This is a genomic window from Steroidobacter sp., from assembly GCF_016790065.1.
Taxonomy (GTDB): Bacteria; Pseudomonadota; Gammaproteobacteria; order Steroidobacterales; family Steroidobacteraceae; genus Steroidobacter.
In genome coordinates, this window is the sequence record NZ_JAEUPY010000444.1 from 1 (window position 1) to 17,782 (window position 17,782).

Annotated in this window: 17 protein-coding genes and 1 pseudogene; 16 read left to right on the forward strand and 2 right to left on the reverse strand. The window is 61.2% G+C overall.

Going from position 1 to position 17,782, the window contains the following annotated elements; all coding sequences use genetic code 11:
- The 3 genes and pseudogenes from JNL55_RS18660 to JNL55_RS18670 form a co-directional block, all read left to right on the forward strand.
- Nucleotides 1-482, forward strand: a pseudogene (locus JNL55_RS18660) (hypothetical protein); the annotation flags it as partial.
- 15 nt (nt 483-497) lie between these two features.
- Nucleotides 498-1,001 (forward strand): DUF6644 family protein, encoded by a 504-nt coding sequence (locus JNL55_RS18665; protein ID WP_293856997.1) that lies wholly within the window; start codon nt 498-500, stop codon nt 999-1,001.
- 29 nt (nt 1,002-1,030) lie between these two features.
- Nucleotides 1,031-1,504, forward strand: a complete 474-nt coding sequence (locus JNL55_RS18670) for a DUF6644 family protein (protein WP_293856999.1) — start codon at nt 1,031-1,033, stop codon at nt 1,502-1,504.
- Between the two features lie 13 nt (nt 1,505-1,517).
- Here the strand turns inward: JNL55_RS18670 and JNL55_RS18675 are convergent, their stop codons facing one another.
- On the reverse strand, nt 1,518-3,170 hold the full coding sequence (locus tag JNL55_RS18675) for an ATP-binding protein (RefSeq protein ID WP_293857002.1): 1,653 nt from the start codon (nt 3,168-3,170) through the stop codon (nt 1,518-1,520).
- Nucleotides 3,171-3,373: 203 nt separating this feature from the next.
- Between JNL55_RS18675 and JNL55_RS18680 the strand changes: the two genes are divergently transcribed.
- Complete coding sequence (locus tag JNL55_RS18680) at nt 3,374-4,267, forward strand: ROK family protein (protein ID WP_293857005.1); 894 nt, start codon at nt 3,374-3,376, stop codon at nt 4,265-4,267.
- Between the two features lies 1 nt (nt 4,268).
- Here JNL55_RS18680 and JNL55_RS18685 read toward each other — a convergent pair whose 3' ends face one another.
- Nucleotides 4,269-4,913 carry a glutathione S-transferase family protein gene (locus tag JNL55_RS18685; protein ID WP_293857008.1) on the reverse strand — a complete coding sequence of 215 codons (645 nt, stop codon included), beginning with the start codon at nt 4,911-4,913 and terminating at the stop codon, nt 4,269-4,271.
- Between the two features lie 220 nt (nt 4,914-5,133).
- On the opposite strand from JNL55_RS18685, the gene JNL55_RS18690 reads away from it, so the two are divergent.
- From JNL55_RS18690 to JNL55_RS18745, 12 genes are read left to right on the forward strand one after another with little or no spacing between them, the layout of a single operon-like run.
- On the forward strand, nt 5,134-5,448 hold the full coding sequence (locus JNL55_RS18690; RefSeq protein WP_293857011.1) for a lipid asymmetry maintenance protein MlaB: 315 nt from the start codon (nt 5,134-5,136) through the stop codon (nt 5,446-5,448).
- On the forward strand, nt 5,445-7,439 hold the full coding sequence (locus JNL55_RS18695; protein ID WP_293857014.1) for a chemotaxis protein CheA: 1,995 nt from the start codon (nt 5,445-5,447) through the stop codon (nt 7,437-7,439). The genes JNL55_RS18690 and JNL55_RS18695 overlap by 4 nt, the downstream gene beginning before the upstream one ends.
- An 18-nt stretch (nt 7,440-7,457) precedes the next feature.
- The gene (locus JNL55_RS18700) at nt 7,458-9,158 is read left to right on the forward strand and encodes a methyl-accepting chemotaxis protein (protein ID WP_293857017.1); all 1,701 of its coding nucleotides are present in this window, start codon (nt 7,458-7,460) and stop codon (nt 9,156-9,158) included.
- Nucleotides 9,159-9,167: 9 nt separating this feature from the next.
- Entirely contained in the window at nt 9,168-9,710 is a 543-nt protein-coding gene (locus tag JNL55_RS18705; protein WP_293857020.1) for a chemotaxis protein CheW, read from the forward strand.
- 18 nt (nt 9,711-9,728) lie between these two features.
- Nucleotides 9,729-10,745, forward strand: coding sequence for a methyl-accepting chemotaxis protein (locus JNL55_RS18710; RefSeq protein ID WP_293857023.1), 1,017 nt, complete (start codon nt 9,729-9,731; stop codon nt 10,743-10,745).
- A 13-nt stretch (nt 10,746-10,758) separates the two neighbouring features.
- Nucleotides 10,759-11,124, forward strand: coding sequence for a response regulator (locus tag JNL55_RS18715; protein ID WP_293857026.1), 366 nt, complete (start codon nt 10,759-10,761; stop codon nt 11,122-11,124).
- 27 nt (nt 11,125-11,151) lie between these two features.
- Nucleotides 11,152-12,933, forward strand: coding sequence for a methyl-accepting chemotaxis protein (locus tag JNL55_RS18720; protein WP_293857029.1), 1,782 nt, complete (start codon nt 11,152-11,154; stop codon nt 12,931-12,933).
- Nucleotides 12,934-12,957: 24 nt separating this feature from the next.
- Entirely contained in the window at nt 12,958-13,761 is an 804-nt protein-coding gene (locus JNL55_RS18725; RefSeq protein ID WP_293857032.1) for a CheR family methyltransferase, read from the forward strand.
- Between the two features lie 2 nt (nt 13,762-13,763).
- Nucleotides 13,764-14,897, forward strand: a complete 1,134-nt coding sequence (locus tag JNL55_RS18730; RefSeq protein ID WP_293857044.1) for a protein-glutamate methylesterase/protein-glutamine glutaminase — start codon at nt 13,764-13,766, stop codon at nt 14,895-14,897.
- A 2-nt stretch (nt 14,898-14,899) separates the two neighbouring features.
- The gene (locus JNL55_RS18735) at nt 14,900-16,114 is read left to right on the forward strand and encodes an EAL domain-containing protein (RefSeq protein WP_293857035.1); all 1,215 of its coding nucleotides are present in this window, start codon (nt 14,900-14,902) and stop codon (nt 16,112-16,114) included.
- Between the two features lie 48 nt (nt 16,115-16,162).
- Nucleotides 16,163-17,188: an ABC transporter substrate-binding protein gene (locus tag JNL55_RS18740; protein ID WP_293857038.1), complete on the forward strand. Its 1,026-nt coding sequence runs from the start codon at nt 16,163-16,165 to the stop codon at nt 17,186-17,188.
- A 6-nt stretch (nt 17,189-17,194) separates the two neighbouring features.
- On the forward strand, nt 17,195-17,773 hold the full coding sequence (locus JNL55_RS18745; RefSeq protein ID WP_293857041.1) for an SCO family protein: 579 nt from the start codon (nt 17,195-17,197) through the stop codon (nt 17,771-17,773).
- Nucleotides 17,774-17,782 lie beyond the last annotated feature (9 nt).

The following is a 17,782-nucleotide window of genomic DNA, read 5'->3' on the forward strand; positions in this document are numbered from 1 at the left end:
TTCGTCAGTACCCCGGCTATGTGTTGCTGATGTTCAACTCGGGCACTCGGATCATTCATTTGGATGGCAAGCCACACCTGCCCGAGAACGTGAAATTGTGGAACGCCGATTCGCGCGGCCGCTGGGAAGGCAATACGTTGGTGGTGGACGTCGCCAACAACAATGCCAAGGCTCGGCTGGCTCGCACCGGCGAGTTCTTCAGCGAGAACGTGCACATCGAAGAGCGTTACATCTTCAACCAGGAAGGCACCCGTTATAACTACGTTGCCAAGGTGACGGACCCCACCGTGTACACGCGCCCTTGGACGGTCACGATTCCGGCGCGTCGCTTCACGCTCGAGGACGAGCCGGATGGTTGGCACTACGAGGTCGCCCTGGCCAATCAGCCGGCCGGCAAGCCGCCGCTGATCGAGCGCTACGAGCGCATCTGCGTCGAGAACAACGGCCCGTTCGGTAACGTCGCCATTCTGAGCGCCAAATAATAGTAGTTAGCAGCCATGTCTACTTTGTACGCATTAGCAGAACAGATCGAAGCCTCGGCCATCGGCGTCGCCATTGCCGAGTCACGCTATGCCTATCCCGTCATCGAAGGCATTCATCTGATCGGCTTGTCGGTGTCGGTGGGGTTGATCTTTCTCACCGACCTGCGGCTGATGAATCTATTCCTGAAGCGCGTGCCGGTGATCGACGTGCTGCGACACTTGCGGCCGTACGTGATGGGCGGCTTCGTCGCCGTGTTCATCTCCGGCGGTCTGCTGTTCTGGTCGGCGGCGGCACGCATGCTGGATAGCCCGGCGTTCGTCGCCAAAATGATCTTCATGCTGTTCGCGTGCTTGAACGCGTTGTACTTCGAACTCGTGATCGCGCAACGCGCCCCGGTGCTGGAGAGTCACAAGATTCTGCCGTCCAGTGTGCGCTACGCCGGGCTGGCCTCGTTCGGGCTGTGGACGGTGGTGGTGGTGTGCGGCCGTTTGATTCCGTATCTGCCGAGCTGGGGCTGAGCGCCGGATAAAAAACTGGATTACAGACAATGACGACTTTCGAATTCCTCTCTTGGTTACAGGACACGCCGGTGGCGCATGCCATCAGCAAGACCGATCATCTGGTCGGTGCCGGCCTGCAAATCATTCATGTGATGGGGCTGGTGGCGCTGCTGGCGTCGCTGGTGCTGATCAGCCTGCATGTGGTCGGGCTGGCCTTCAAGAATCAGCCCATCACCGATATCGCCAAGGAAGCCACCAAGCTGGTGTGGCTGGGTCTCGCGCTCACCGCGTTGAGCGGCACGCTCATGTTCATCGCTACGCCCAAGCTGTATTTCTACAATCCGGCGTTTCGTTTGAAGATGATTCTGTTCTTGGTCGCGGTGATCGTGCAGCTGGCGTTGTTCCGCAAGACCGCGTCACAGGATGTCCCGAGCCCATCGTTCGCACGCGCTTCGGTGGCGATCTCGCTCACTGCGTGGTTCAGTGTGGCGATGGCGGGGCGAATGATCGGGTTTATTTGAAGCCCGGTTCGTATCAAAGCACCGGCAGCTCGAAGTAGAACGTCGAGCCCACGCCCAGCTCAGTGTCGAATGCCAGCACGCCACCGTGGTGCTCGACGATGGCGCGGCTGATGCTCAAGCCGAGGCCTGAGCCGCCCTTGGGATTGGTCGCGGTCCAGTTGGCTTGGGCAAACTTCTCGAAGATGTGCGGCCGGAACTGTTCCGGCACGCCCTCGCCATGATCGGTCACGCTGACTCGCAAGCGATCGTCGCTGCGAGTCACGGCGATCTCGACCTTGCCGCCGGTCGGCGAATATTTCACCGCGTTGGAGATCAAGTTGGCCAACACTTGCATCAAGCGATCGGCATCGGCGTGCAAGAAGGCTCGCGGTAGCTCGGTGCGTACCGCGATCTGTACTTGATACTGATCGCCGTACGGCTTCAATTCGCTGGCCGCTTGCGCCACCAGCTGATTCAAATCGACATCGGTGCGGCGATAGGCAAAGGCGCCCGACTCGAGCTTTTCGATGTCCAGAATGTCGTTCACCAGACGATGCAGCCGATCGGCGTTGCGGTCGGCGAGCGCAGTCAGTGCATGCGCCTTCGGTGGCAGTTCACCGGCAGCGCCGGCCGCAAGAATGCCAAGCGCGCCACGTAGTGCCGTGACAGGCGTGCGCAACTCATGGCTCACCATGGTCAGGAACTCCGCCTTGGCGCGCTCCAGGGTCTTGCGTTCGTTGATGTCCTGAATCTGCGCGACGAAGTACAACGGCCGTGAGCCATCCCACACTATGGAAACGTTCAACTGTGCCCAAACGGTGTGGCCCGCTTTATGGAAATATCTCTTTTCCATTTGGTAGGTCGGGATTTTTCGGGCCAGCACCTGATGCATCTGTTGCACGTCGCTTTCCAGATCGTCCGGATGGGTGATGGCTTGGAAGGTGGTGCGGGTGAGTTCTTCGGCCGAGTAGCCCAGCATCTCACACAGCGGCCGATTCACTCGCAGCCACTCGCCGGTGGGTGAAACCAATGCCATGCCGATGGGTGCGTTCTCGTAGGCTTCACGAAACAACGATTCGCTGCGCGATAGAGCTTGCATGGCGCCACGCAACGCCGCCGACGTCCGGCGTTCTTCCAGCAGCGCCATGACCTGGCGTGCCAATGCTTGCAATGCTTCTTTCTGTTCGGGTTCCAGATGACGCGGCTGACGATCGATCACGCACAGCGTGCCCAATGCATGACCATCGGCGGAGACCAGCGGGGCGCCCGCATAGAAACGCACGTGCGGATCGCCGGTCACCAACGGATTGGCGGCGAAGCGCCCATCCTTGCGAGCGTCGTCGACAGTGAGCACTTCATCCGGTTGCACGATGGCGTGCGCGCAGAACGCCAGTTCACGCGGCGTCTCGCTACCATCCAAACCGACCTTGGATTTGAACCATTGCCGATGCTCGTCGACCAGCGAGATCACCGCCATGGGCGTGTGGCAGATGCGCGAGGCGAGCAGGGTGATGTCGTCGTAGCGCAGTTCCTCGGCGCTATCCAGGATCTCATAGGACTGCAAAGCCAACAGCCGCGACGTCTCGTTGACCGGTATGGGCACCGGAGGCAACGCCGCGGGCTCCCGCTCATCGGCGGCGGCCAGGGGCGTATCGAGGCCGGACGAGGAGGGGATTTGAGTCGACATGCTTGGCTTTTCGGCACGGGAGCGGTGGGCCATAAGCGCCGCACCGGGCGCGTATTGCTGAACTGAGAGGCTGGTCACCTCAAGTGAGGGGTTGCCGAGATGCCTTTGCGTAAGGCGCCTGAGGCCTCTCCTGAACGACCCTAAGCCCAGGCTCACGCGACCGGCTATATTGAGTCCCTCAATGACTCGGTGCGAGGTCTCAGGTGCTGTACGGAGCCATCGAAGGCGGCGGAACCAAGTTTGTTTGTTCGCTGGGCCACTCAGCTCACCAAGTGTTGGCCAGCACGGTGCTGCCGACCACGAGTGCCACGGCCACGCTAGCGGCGTGTGTAGAGTTTTTCGCGCAGGCCGAGCAACAGTTCGGCCGGATCGACGCGTTCGGCTTTGGCTGCTTCGGACCGATTGATCTGCGCTCGCAGTTGCCTGGCTTTGGCCAGATGTTGGCCACGCCGAAACCGGGCTGGTCGCGCGTAGATTTGCTGTCGCCGTTGCGTAGTCGTTTCGCTGTGCCAATTGCACTCGATACGGATGTAGGCGCGGCCTCGCTAGCGGAATGGCACTTGGGTGCTGGCCGTGGGCTCGGATCGCTTGCCTATGTCACTGTGGGCACAGGCATCGGTGGCGGTGTCGCGCCTGCCGATCCGACGACACGCCGTCTGATGCATGCAGAAATGGGGCACATCATTGTCCGCCGCGACGCTCGCGACGAAGGCTTTGCCGGCGTGTGTCCTTTTCACGGTGATTGTCTGGAGGGCTTGGCGAGCGGGCCGGCCATTCAAGCGCGTTGGCACTGTCCGCTCGAAGCGTTGCCGGCCGATCACGAAGCGTGGTCCATCGTCGGCGGTTATCTGGGTCAGTTGGCCGCCGCCATCGCGCTGATGATTTCAGTGGAGCGAGTGCTGTTCGGTGGCGGAGTGATGGCCAACGGCCGGCTGCTGCCTCACATCCGTGCAGCGGCAGCTGATTCTCTCAAAGGTTATCTGGAGCCGTTGAGTCACCCAGGAGCGCTCGACGACTACATTCGCGCACCGGAGCTCGGGACAGGTGCCGGCATTGCCGGTGCATTCTTACTCGCCGAGCAAGCCCTGCACGGTTGAGTCATTCCTCAGCTGTCGGCGGCACGTCGAACTGATAGGTGGTCCGCTGCGCTGAGGGCCGTTCAGCGAATGCCTGAGTGAAGCTGAGCAATGCTGAGTACGGTTCGACCGGCACGGTCTTGCGGAACTGCAAATGATCGACCAGGCAAAACAACGAAGCCTCGAACAGGCTGAGCTGCCGGTCCGCCGGCAAAGCACCAAGTGCGAGCGATAAGTTGGTATCCAGCCAGTGCAAGGCACCGACGAATCCGGTGCGAGCTTTTTCGAAATACAAATTATCGGCAGGCAACTGCGCCACCACTGTGCCGAACACGAGCTGCACCTGGGCGGCCATGCAGTACCAAACCAACTCCTGAGCATTACGAGAGACATTGCTCTTGAGCTGCTCTGGCCACACCAGCCTGGGCGAACTCGGTGCACGTTCGGCCAGCGCACGACAAATATTCTCCGCCCCGAAGATCACGCCGTCATCACACCGCAGTATCGGCAGCTTCAACGCCGGGTTGTCGGCGTAGATCGCCGGATCACGCAGCGTCATGTCGTAGATAGCTGCGATCTCATGAGCGACGCCGAGCTCCTCGGCGAACACGCGAGTGAGCCGAGTGAAATGCGAGCTGCGTCGTCCGACGATTTGCAACCGTGTCATGTGCGTTCCGTGATCGAGGTCATGCCGAAAAGTAACGCCGAGCCTGCCGTGCGAGAAGAATCAATTGGCAATGTTGAACGGCAGCACAGTCTGAGCTTGGCTCAGGGTGATGTCTTATAGGCCCCTAAGTGCCAGACCCGAAGGACATTCAGGGATTGTCCGCGCTTTATCCGACGCTACTTGTGGCCGATACGTAGCGAGTGAGCCGAAGGATTAAGTGATGGACCCGAATCAGGATCAAGCGACAGCAAACGGTGCATTGCGCGTACATGGAGAGATGACCATCTATCGCGCCAGCGAAGTGGCTCAAACCCTATTCGCTGCGATTCGTACCCACGCCGGTGACGTGAGTCTGGACCTGTCGGACGTGACAGAGTTCGATACCGCCGGTTTACAGATCGTGTTGTTGGCGCGGCGGATGGCGCAGAGCGATGGCCGCCGCCTCGAACTGGTGCAGCCGAGCGAATGCGTCGCCGAAGTGCTCAAGCTTTGTAATGTCGACGTGAGCGGTGGCTCGCAGCAGGTAGCGTCATGAACGTCGATTCAGCGCTGCCTACCTTCATCGCGGAAAGCCGCGAACTACTCCGTGAGATGGAAGCTGCTTTGCTCGAGTGCGAGCAGGGCGTAGCTGGCTCGGAAGCAGTGAACGCGATCTTCCGCGCAGCTCATACCATCAAGGGCTCTTCCGGCCTGTTCGGTCTCGACGGCATCGTCGCCTTCACGCACGTGGTGGAAAGCGTGTTGGATCGCGTGCGTGCCAACACTCTGCAAATGGACAAAGAGCTCGCGGCTGTCCTACTCGAATGCCGCGATCATATGGAGCACCTGGTCGACGCCGTCGCCGAGAGCAAACTCGACGATCTGCAGTTGGCCGGCAAAGGCGAAGGCCTGCTACACAAATTGAATGCACGCACTGGCGGCTCAGGCACTGCGCATGAGACCAAGCCCTCTGCTGCGACTCAGGCCACCCCGAGCGTGGCGGGCGAGCGTTGGCAAGTCTCGGTGAAGTTCCATACCGAAGTCCTGCGCAATGGCATGGACCCGCTGTCGTTCATTCGTTACCTCAGCACGCTCGGCGAGATCGTGTCGCTGCAATTGCAGACCGAGCGCTTGCCGACGCCCGAAGACTTCGATGCTGAAGCTTGCTATCTCGGTTTCGAGATCGAGCTGGCCAGCACCGAAACTCAACAACGCATCGAAGGTGCTTTCGAATTCGTGCGCGACGATTGCACGTTGCTGGTGCAGCCGAAAGTTCCAGCAGCCACCGCCGTCGTCGAGCAGCGCGCGACCGCCGAGGCGTCCGCGAAGCCCGGCAAGGACATCAAGGCCAGCGACAACCGCTCGCTGCGTGTGGACGGCGACAAGCTCGACGCCCTCATCGACTTGATCGGCGAGCTGGTCACTGCAGGCGCCGCGACGACCATCACAGCGCGCAAAGCGGGCCTGTCCGAATTGAATGAATCGACGCTGCGCCTGGCGCGGCTGGTCGAAGAAGTGCGCGATCAAGCCTTGAAGCTGCGCATGGTGCAGATCGGCCCGACGTTCTCACGCTTCCAGCGCATCGTGCGCGATGTGGCGAAAGAAATCGGCAAGGAAATCCGGCTGGAAATCGGCGGCGCCGAGACCGAGCTGGACAAGACCTTGATCGAGAGCATCACCGATCCGTTGACGCACCTGGTGCGCAACGCCATCGACCACGGCATCGAGACCGCAGAGGTGCGTCGTAGCCGCGGTAAGAACGCTGAGGGCGTGGTGCGTTTGGACGCTTATCACGACTCCGGTTCAGTGGTCATCGAAGTGGTCGACGACGGTGGCGGCTTGAAGCGCGAACGTATCGTCGCCAAGGCCATCGAGCGTGGCTTGATCGCCGACGGTAACGGCTTGAGCGACAGCGAAGCCTTCGGTTTGATTTTCGAGCCGGGCTTTTCCACGGCTGAACAAGTCACCAATCTGTCCGGCCGCGGCGTTGGCATGGACGTGGTCAAACGTAACGTCAACGCCCTGCGGGGCACGGTCGAGTTGGACAGCAAGGAAGGCGAGGGCACCACGGTGCGCATCCGCCTGCCGCTGACGCTGGCCATCATCGACGGCTTCCTGGTCGGCGTCGGCGGTTCGTCGTTCGTGATTCCGCTGGAGCTGGTCGAGGAATGTGTCGAGCTCGGCGATGAGCATCGCTCGGCCGACGGCGATCAACGCTACATCAATCTGCGTGGCACGGTGCTGCCGTTCATCCGGCTACGCGAAATGTTCTCGATTCGGTCGGCTGCCTCGCGTCGCGAGAGCATCGTGGTGATTCGTTGCGCCGGCAAGCGCTTCGGCATCGTGGTGGATGAATTGCTGGGCGAGTTGCAAACGGTGATCAAGCCCTTGTCGCGGTTGTTCAGCCGCATCCGGGGCATCGGCGGTTCGACCATTCTGGGCACCGGCCAGTTGGCACTGATTCTGGACGTGCCCAGCCTGCTCGAGCTGTGTTTGAACACGCGGCAAGTAACTCAGAACGTCCAGCGCCGGGCGCTCACGGAATAGCGTTTTTTTGGAGGCCTAATGTTTGGTAATTTGAAAATAGGAGTGCGGCTCGCGCTGAGCTTCGGACTCATCATGGTGCTGCTCGGTGCGGTGACTTACATCGGCATCGACGGCTTCAAGCTGATGAAAGCCAGCACCGACGACATCGTCGAGAACCGCGTGCCCAAAATGGAAATGGCGCTGGAGCTGCAGCGTAATGCCGAGACCCTCGGCCTGATCGCTCGCGACCAGCTGATGGCGACCGATGCCAAGGCGCTCGACAAGGCCATTCAGCAGATGCACGGCGTGCGTGACCGTAACGCGCAGATCATCGAGGTGCTGACCAAGACTGTGCAGTCCGAGCGTGGCAAGGAAAAGCTTGCCGCTGTGGTCAAGGCGCGCGAGGACTACCGGAAGGATCAGGACAGGATGGTCGAGTTGCTGACCACCGGTAAGAAGGACGACGCCCTGCAATGGCTCCGTACCGAGCAGCGCGAGTCCCGCGAAGCGATGGCCGCTGCGACCGATGCCTATTTCGATCATGAAAAGGCCACGGTGGTGGAATCCGGCGAGCGCGCCGAAGCTACTTATCTCGAAGCCAGCAAGATGATGATGAGCGGTGCCGGCATTGCCGCCATCCTGGCGCTCATCGCTGGCGTGTGGGTCACGCTGTCCATCACTCGTCCCATCAGCCTGGCGGCTGCCGTCGCCAACCGCATGGCTGAAGGCGACCTGACTGCGCGTGTGGTCGCCGATTCGAAGGACGAAGCCGGCATGTTGTTGGCCGCCATCGGCACCATGACCGAGCGCTTGTCGCAGGTGGTCAGTGAAGTGCGCTCATCGGCGGACACGCTGAGCAGCGCGTCTGAGGAAATGTCGGCGACCGCGCAGTCGCTGTCGCAGGCGTCCACCGAACAAGCCTCGAGCGTCGAGGAAACATCGGCGTCGGTGGAGCAGATGACTGCGTCCATCGGCCAGAACACCGACAACTCCAAGGTCACCGACCAGATGGCGAGCAAGGCTGCCACCGAAGCCGCCGAGGGCGGTCAGGCTGTGCGCCAGACGGTCGAGGCGATGAAACAGATCGCGCAAAAGATTTCCATCATCGACGACATCGCTTACCAGACCAATCTGCTGGCGCTGAACGCGGCCATCGAAGCGGCTCGTGCCGGCGAACATGGCAAGGGCTTCGCGGTGGTGGCTGCTGAAGTGCGCAAGCTCGCCGAACGTTCGCAAGTGGCCGCACAGGAAATCGGCGAAGTCGCCGGTTCCTCGGTGGAGCTGGCGGAACGCGCCGGCAAGTTGCTGGACGAAATGGTGCCGGCGATTCGCAAGACTTCCGAGCTGGTGCAGGAAATCACCGCCGCCAGCCAGGAACAGTCCTCAGGCGTGGGGCAGATCAACACCGCGATGACGCAGCTGTCGCAATTGACGCAGCAGAATGCTTCGTCCAGCGAAGAGCTGGCCGCGACCGCCGAAGAGATGAGCAGCCAGGCGCAGCAACTGCAGGCCGCGATTGCGTTCTTCAAGGTCGAAGGCTCAGGCGTCAGCCGCAGCGCGCCGCCGAAACAGAAGGCGCGGAGCAACCGCATGCCTTCCAGCTGGGCCAGCAAGCCGCAGCCGGTGGAGATGCCGGTTGCCGCCATGGTGCCGGCGGTCGCCCACGCTTATGGCAACGGCAAAGCCAACGGTAACGGACACGATCACAGCGTGCCGCTCGAACAGTTCGTGCGCTTCTAGGAGCCGACTATGACTAATAAACTTACCGCCAAGGTCGAGACCGAGACCGAGCGCCGCCACGATCAGAACCAATATCTGACCTTCGTGCTGGGCCGGGAAACCTTCGCCTTGGGCATTCTGTCCATCAAGGAAATCCTGGAGTACTCGGCACCCACCGAGATCCCGATGATGCCGGCGTTCATTCGCGGCGTCGTCAACCTGCGCGGCGCTGCCGTGCCGGTCGTGGACTTGTGTGCGCGCTTCGGCCGCCCGAGCGCGGCTGTCACCAAAAAGACTTGTGTGGTGATCGTCGAGACGCGGGTCGGCGATGAAAGCCACGTCATCGGCGTAGTGGTCGATGCGGTCAACGAGGTGCTCGAGATCCCCGATACCGACATCGAACCGGCGCCCAGCTTCGGCGCTTCGATCCGAGCCGACTTCATCCAGGGCATGGGCAAGGTGCGCGGCAAGTTCGTGATCATCCTCGATGGCAGCCGCGTGCTGTGTGTCGAAGAAATGGAAACGCTGACGCAAGCGGCGGTCGAAGGCGACGCCGTGTTGACGGCCGCGTAACGCCGCACAGCAGCCACCATGGAAAGAGTCGTCAAATTGTTTTCGCGCGCCGCTGCCACGCCGCCTCCGGCGAAGCAGGAAGCCAATGCCGCCGACGGCATTTGTATCCAGGCGCTGCCGATCTGGACCAAACAGGTCGAAACCGCGCGCGTGCAGACTGAAGAAGCCATCGTCGCGCTGAGCGGCCGGTTCGCCGGCATCGTCGGCCGGCTCGACCTGGCGCTGGACGCTTCACGTCACAACGCTGGCGGCGCCGATCTTGCGCAGGCCTTGGACGAAGGCAAGCGGGAGCTGGCGCAGGTGATGAGTGCGTTGAACGAAGTACATCGTAGCCGCACCACCATGGCCGAACAGATCCGCTCGCTGACCGTTCATAGCAGCGAGTTGGCCAAGATGGCCAGCGAAGTCGAACAGATCGCGTTCCAGACCAACATGCTCGCGTTGAACGCCGCCATCGAAGCGGCGCATGCCGGTGAAGCCGGTCGCGGCTTCGCAGTGGTGGCGCATGAGGTGCGCAATCTGGCTAACGCTTCGCGAGAGACCGGTAAGGGCATCACACAGAAGATTTCTTTGGTGAATGAGTCACTGTCGCAAATCATCGAGACCAATGAAACCGTCTCGGCACGCGAGGGCGTAGCACTGCATGACTCGGGCAATCGTATCCAAGGTGTACTCGGTCGCTTCGGCGACATGAGCGCCGGCTTGGCACAGTCCACAGAAGATCTACGTCGCGAGAGCAGCGCTATCAAGAACGAGATCGAAGAGTCGATGGTACAGCTACAGTTTCAAGATCGCGTCGGCCAGATCATGGCGCAAGTGGTCGGCAGCATGCGCGATCTGGACGAGCGGGCCAACGCCGTCGCCAGCGGCACGCAAGCGAGCATCGATGTGGAAGGTTACATGGCGCAGATGGTCAGTTCTTACACAACTGACGAGCAGCGTCGCAATCATCAGGCGAGCGGCTCCAGTAACGAGGTAGGCGCAGCGCCGGTCACGCTCAAGGTGCAGGGCGGACAGGACATTGAATTCTTTTGAACGGAGTTGAGATATGGCCAAGCGAATCCTGATTGTCGATGACTCCGCATCGGTGCGGCAGGTCTCCAACATGGCGCTGACCCGCGCCGGCTACGAAGTCATCGAGGCGAGCGACGGCCAGGACGCGCTCACCAAGCTGGCCGGCAAGATCAATCTGATCATCAGCGACGTGAACATGCCCCGGATGGACGGCATCTCGTTCCTGAAAGCCGTCAAGGCGCACCCCAACTACAAGTTCACGCCGGTGATCATGCTGACCACCGAAGCCGGCGAGGACAAGAAAAACGAAGGCCGCGCCGCCGGCGCCAAGGCCTGGATCGTGAAACCTTTCCAGCCCCAGACCATGCTGGATGCCGTCGCCAAGCTGTGCTTGGCCTGACGCGTCGATAACAACGGAGATCAGACGATGCTCGAGAATTTACGGATCGGCCCGCGCTTGATTGCGGCGTTCATGGTGTTGGTGGCGATCAGTGTCGTCATCGGTGCCGTCGGCCTGTGGGGCTCCAACAAGATCGACCAGAAAGCGGTCGACATGTACAACCACGAATTGATGGGCCTGTCGCACATCAAGGAAGCCAACATCAAATTGATCGCCATCGGCCGTGCGCGCTCCAACTATCTGTTGGCCACCAGCGAAGCCGAACGTGAAAAGCATTTGCAGTCCATCAAGAACAACTCCGCCGCCGCGCTCGAGTCGGTGACGCTGGCGCAGCCGCTGTTCTTCTCGGATCGCGCCAAGGCCATCTTCGCCGACCTGCAGAAGACCTGGACGCAGTACGACGCGGAAATGCAGCGTACGCTGGCCATGGCCGCCAAGCAGCCGCTGCAGACGCGCAGCGAAGAGCTGGTGCGTTCACTCGAAGCGGTGCGCCAGCATGCCGATTCGATCGACAACATGATGACCGAGCTCACCGATCAGAAAGAAACGCGCGCTCAGGAAGCACTCGCCGAAACGTCGGCCGTGTATCACGGCAGCCGTAACTGGATCATCGCGACGCTGGTGGCTGGTGTGCTCATCGGCATCGCGTTGGCACTGATCATCAGCCGCGGCGTGACGCGTCCGCTGGGTGTCGCCGTGCAGGCTGCCAATCGTCTGTCGAAGGGCGACTTCTCGGTGGCCATCGAATCCAACGCCAAGGACGAAGTGGGCGACATGCTCCGCGCCATGCGCGACATGGTGTCCGCCGCCGGCGGCAGCATCGACGACGTGACGCGAGTCATGCGTGCGATCTCCGAAGGCGATCTGACCAAGACCATCGACAAGCAGTACGAAGGCGTGTTCAACGAGATGAAGGAATACGCCAACAGCACCGTGCTGAAGCTGTCCATGATCATCGGCGAAATCAACACCGCCACCGACGCGATGTCGAGCGCCTCTCAGCAGGTCAGCACCACCGCCCAGGCGTTGTCGCAAGCGGCCAGCGAGCAGGCCGCCGGCGTCGAAGAAACCAGCGCGTCCATCGAAGAGATGACGGCGTCGATTTCTCAGAACACCGAGAACGCCAAGGTCACCGACGGCATGGCCCGTAAGTCGGCTGGTGAAGCCGCTGAAGGTGGCGAGGCTGTGAAGGCCACCGTCACCGCGATGAAACAGATCGCGCAGAAGATTTCCATCATCGACGACATCGCTTATCAGACCAACCTGCTGGCCTTGAACGCGGCCATCGAAGCTGCGCGTGCCGGCGAACATGGCAAGGGCTTCGCGGTGGTCGCTGCTGAAGTTCGCAAGCTCGCCGAGCGTAGCCAGATCGCTGCTCAGGAAATCGGCACAGTTGCGATCAACAGCGTCGAGCTGGCGGAACGCGCCGGCAAGCTGCTGGATGAAATCGTGCCGAGCATCACCAAGACCTCGGACCTGGTGCAGGAAATCTCGGCCGCCTCGCAGGAGCAGGCGTCGGGCGTCAATCAGATCAACTCGGCTGTCACTCAGCTGAGCCAGACCACGCAACAGAACGCTTCGTCTTCCGAAGAGCTGGCTGCGACCGCCGAAGAAATGAGCAGTCAGGCCGAACAGCTGCTGCAGACCGTCGCGTTCTTCAAGGTGCAGGGTGGCGGTTCCGCCGTTGCCAAGCCGCGAGCCAAGACTGCGGTCGACAAACCGTCGATCAAGAAAGTGGCGACGGCCACCGTTGGCAACCTGGCGCTGGCACCGAGCGATCCTGATCTCGGCAGCTTCGCCAAGTTCTAAGCTCACGCTGACACTCGAGCAGTCATGACGATCAGTATCACGGACAAGGAATTCGCGCTGTTCCAGCGCTTCATCTACGACTCGGCCGGCATCACGCTGTCCACGTCGAAGAAAGCGCTGGTCACCAGCCGCCTGTCGAAACGCCTCGACTTGCGGAAGCTGCGCACCTTCGCGGAGTATTTCAAGATCCTGTCGAGCGGCTCGGACGCGCAGGAAGTGCAGCTCGCCATCGACTTGTTGACCACCAACGAGACGTACTTCTTTCGCGAACCCAAGCACTTCGATCTGTTGCGTGAACAGGCCGAGCAAGCCAGGGGCCGAGCGCAGCCGTTCAAGGTGTGGAGCGCGGCATGTTCGACCGGCGAGGAGCCGTACAGCATCGCGATGGTGCTGGCAGCGACTCTGCAGAACACGCCGTTCGAGGTGCTCGGCTCGGATATCAGCTCGCGAGTGCTGGAGCGTGCGCGTACCGGTCATTATCCGGTGTCACGCACCACTCATATCCCCAAGCCTTATCTGCAACAGTTCTGCTTGAAGGGCACTCACGATCAGGAAGGCACCGTGCTGGTCGATCGGCCGCTGCGTGAGCGGGTGCGTTTCACCAGCGTCAACTTGAACACCACTTTGCCCAAGCTGGGGCCGTTCGATTTCGTGTTCCTGCGCAACGTGATGATCTATTTCAACGCCGACACCAAACGGCAGGTGGTGGAGCGGGTGTTGTCGGTGCTCAAGCCCGGCGGCTTTTTATTGATCGGTCATTCGGAGAGCTTGAACGAACTGAATGTGTCGGCGGTGTCAGTGGCGCCGTCGGTGTACCGTAAACCGTGACCATGAACGCACGCGGCTTGCAAACCAGCCCCCTGCGCAAAGTGCAGGTGATGATCGTCGACGACTCGGCCGTGGTCCGCCAGGCCTTGACCGAAGTGCTGAATGCGGATCCCGGCATCGAGGTCATGTGTGCCGTCGCCGATCCGCTGCTGGCCATGGAGCGAATGAAGACCCGGTGGCCGCAAGTCATCGTGCTCGACGTTGAAATGCCGCGCATGGACGGCTTGACCTTCCTGCGCAAGATCATGGCCGAGCGACCGACGCCGGTGGTGATTTGTTCGACGCTTACCGAAGCCGGCGCCGCGACGACTCTCGAAGCGCTGTCGGCTGGTGCGGTCAGCATCGTCACCAAACCCAAGCTCGGCTTGCGTCGGTTCATCGAAGATGCTTCGTCGGATCTGGCGTCTGTGGTCAAAGCAGCTTCGCATGCCAATGTGAGCAGGCTGCGTTCTGCGGCACCTCGTCCGGACGCGCCGCTGGCCGTTGCACCCAAATTCACAGCCGATGCGGTCTTGTCTCCGAGCGGCCCCAAGGCATTGCAACAGACCACCGAGCGCATCATTGCCATCGGCACGTCCACTGGTGGTACGCAGGCGTTGGAACAAGTGCTGACATGCCTGCCGCGCGTGAGCCCGGGCATCGCCATCGTGCAGCACATGCCTGAGAAGTTCACGGCGGCGTTTGCCGCTCGACTGAATAGCCTTTGCGAGATCGAAGTGCGCGAGGCCAAGCACGGCGATCGCTTGTTGCCTGGCGTCGCGTTGATCGCGCCCGGTGGCAAACACATGATGCTGAAGCGTAGCGGCGCGTACTACTACATGGATGTCATCGACGGCCCGCTGGTGAATCGTCACCGTCCATCGGTCGACGTGTTGTTTCGATCGGCAGCGAAGTGCGCCGGTGCCAACGTGCTCGGCATCATCATGACCGGCATGGGTGATGACGGCGCGCGCGGCCTGAAAGAGATGCGAGATGCCGGCGCAAGCACCATTGCCCAAGACGAAGCGACCTGTGTGGTGTTCGGCATGCCCAAAGAAGCCATTCGCATGGGCGGCGCGCAGCGCATTCAGGCGCTGAACGAATTGCCGCGGTCCATGCTCGAGTTCGGCGCCGGCCGGCGAGTGGACACCAAGTAACCATGACCGCCTTGCAAATCAGCTCGGTGCTGATCGTCGATGACAGTCTGGTGCAGCGTAGTCACGCACTGGCAATTTGTCGCGAGCTGGGCATCGAGAAGCTGCATGAGGCCGGCAACGGCCGTGAAGCCTTGGCGCTGCTCACCGCCGTCAGCCCCAAACCGGGTCTGGTCATCGTCGATCTGGAAATGCCCACCATGGACGGCCCGGAGTTCCTGGTAAAGCTGCAGGAGCTGGGCTTCGATATTCCAGTGATCGTCGCGTCGTCGCGCGAACAAGCACTGATCGATACGGTTCGCGAAATGGGTGGCGTGCTCGGCTTGCACGTGCTCGCTGCGGTTCAGAAGCCGCTGCAGGTGGACGTGCTTCGCCAAGCCTTACAGAACGCCCAAAGCCGAGAGACTCGCCGCTCATCGCAGCGGACCGAGTTGAACATCGATGCGGCGGCGCTGTCGGACGCGTTGGATCGCGGCGAGATCTTCGTTCACTATCAACCCAAGGCCGACATTCGCACCGGCATCGTACGCGGCGTGGAAGCCTTGGCGCGTTGGAAACATCCGACGCTGGGCATGGTGCCGCCCGATCAATTCATTCCGCTCGCCGAGCGCAGCCAGCTGATTCATCGCCTGACCATCGACGTGATGAATCAGTCGATGCTACAGAACTCGGCATGGCGGGCGAGGGGCTTGCACCTACCCGTTGCGATCAATCTGTCGCCGGTGTTGTTGGAACGTTCCGACCTGGCGCTGGAAATCGCTTCGCTCCAGCAGTGCCACGGCCTGACACCGGATCAGATCGTCATCGAAATTACCGAGAGTTCGTTGGTGACCCGGGTTGGCACCGCGCTGAGCGTGCTGGCACAACTTCGCTTGCGTGGCTTCGGCCTTTCCATCGACGACTACGGCACCGGCTTCTCGTCCATGCAACAGCTGGCGCGCATTCCATTCACCGAGCTCAAGATCGACCGCAGCTTCGTGCGTGGCGCCCCGGAACGCGAGAGCCTGCAAGTCATACTGCGATCCGCCATCGAGATGGCCAATCGGCTCGGCCTGGTGACCGTGGCGGAGGGCGTCGAGAGCTTGCAGGAATGGCGCATGCTCCAGGAGTTCGGTTGCACCCTGGGCCAAGGCTGGCTGATCGCCAAACCCATGGCCGGCGACGACCTGATCGGCTGGATGAAACAATATCGGGTGCAGGTGGGGCAGCTGCGGGCCTAGCTGGGCTACACTACCGGCCAATTCCTTGGCTCGGCAGCTCGTACCAGCATGCTCGACGCGCACCAACTTCAGCGGCGGCGAATTCTGCAGGCGATGATGGCGGCGGCGGTGCCCGCTGGCCTGACGGCGTGCTCCAGTGAACAACACCCCGACGCCCTGGTCGTCGGCGGACTGCCGGTCACCTGCAACCTCACTCTGCCGGTCGCGTGCGTGGCGCGGACCAAAACACCGCAAGCCACCGGTCAAAACTTTTCCTATCAGTTCAGCAAGTACAGCGGCTGGCCCGAGATCAAAGAATCCTTGATGGCCGGCCGCATTCAGGCCGCCTACATGCTGGCGCCGTTGGTCATGGACCTGGCCGACAAAAAGATCCCGGTGAAAATCGTGTCGCTCGGTCATCGCTCCGGCGCGGTCATCATGGTGCGCACCGATTCGTCGTATCAAAAGTTTCGCCAACTGGCCGGCAAGCGCATCGCCATTCCCAGCCGGTTCGCGGTGGACTTCTTGTTCCTGCGCAAGATGCTGGCGCAAGAGAACATGACACCGGCCGAGATCGAGATCGTCGAGATGCCACCGCCCGATATGCCAGCGGCTTTGTATGCAAACGCCGTCGACGCCTACTGCACCGGTGAGCCGTTCGGTGCAGCCGCTCAGCAAGCAGGCTACGCACGACCGCTTCGCATGACGCGCGATGAATGGCGCAACTACATTTGCTGCGTGCTCACGGTGCGTGAAGAGTTGATTCAGTCGAATCGGCCGCTGGTCCAGGATCTGGTGAACCATGTGCTGGGCGCCGGCCAGTGGCTGGATTCGCAGCAAGGCAATCGCGACAAAGCAGTGGCCATCGCCGCCGGCAAGCAATATTTCAATCAGGATCCCAACATCATTCGGTTCGTGATGGAGAATCCGACGGATCGCGTCACCTACGGCGATCTGCGCATGATTCGTGGCGAGTTCGAAGAGCTGATGCAGTTGTCGATCGAGGCGGGCACCATCAAGCACCCGATCTCCTACGAGACGTACATGGACGAGAGCTTCGCCAAGGCCGCTCAGCCGGCGCCGATCGCCATCTAATTCGCCATGAAACATCGCGCACGCTTGGCTGCCTTGCTGATGGCTCTTGCCGCTTCGATGTCGGCAGTGGCAGCCGACGCGCTCAAGTCAGGTGTGTTCGAGCCGCCCCGAGCGGCGCCGGAGCTGTCGCTACAAGCTTCCAAGGGCGGCCAGCTTTCACTGGCAGACTATCGCGGCAAAGTGGTGTTGCTGGGGTTCGGCTTTACGTCGTGCCCCGAAGTTTGCCCAACGACGTTGGCTACGCTGGCTCAGGCTCGCAAGAAACTAGGCGCGCAGGGCGAGCAAGTGCAAGTCGTGTACGTCACCGTCGACCCGGAACGTGATAGTGCCGACCGAATGCGTGCTTACTTGGGTGGTTTCGATCCCTCGTTCATCGGCGGCACCGGCACGCCTGCGCAACTCGCGACCACACGAAAGAACTACGGCGTGATGGCCGAGAAGAAGCCGATCGGTAATAGTTATTCCGTCGCGCATTCGTCGTCCGTGTATTTGATCGACCGCAAAGGCCTGCTTCGTGGGATGATGCCGTACGGGCGGTTGCCCGACGATTACGTGCACGACGTGCGAGCGCTGTTGAACGAATGACTTTGCCGC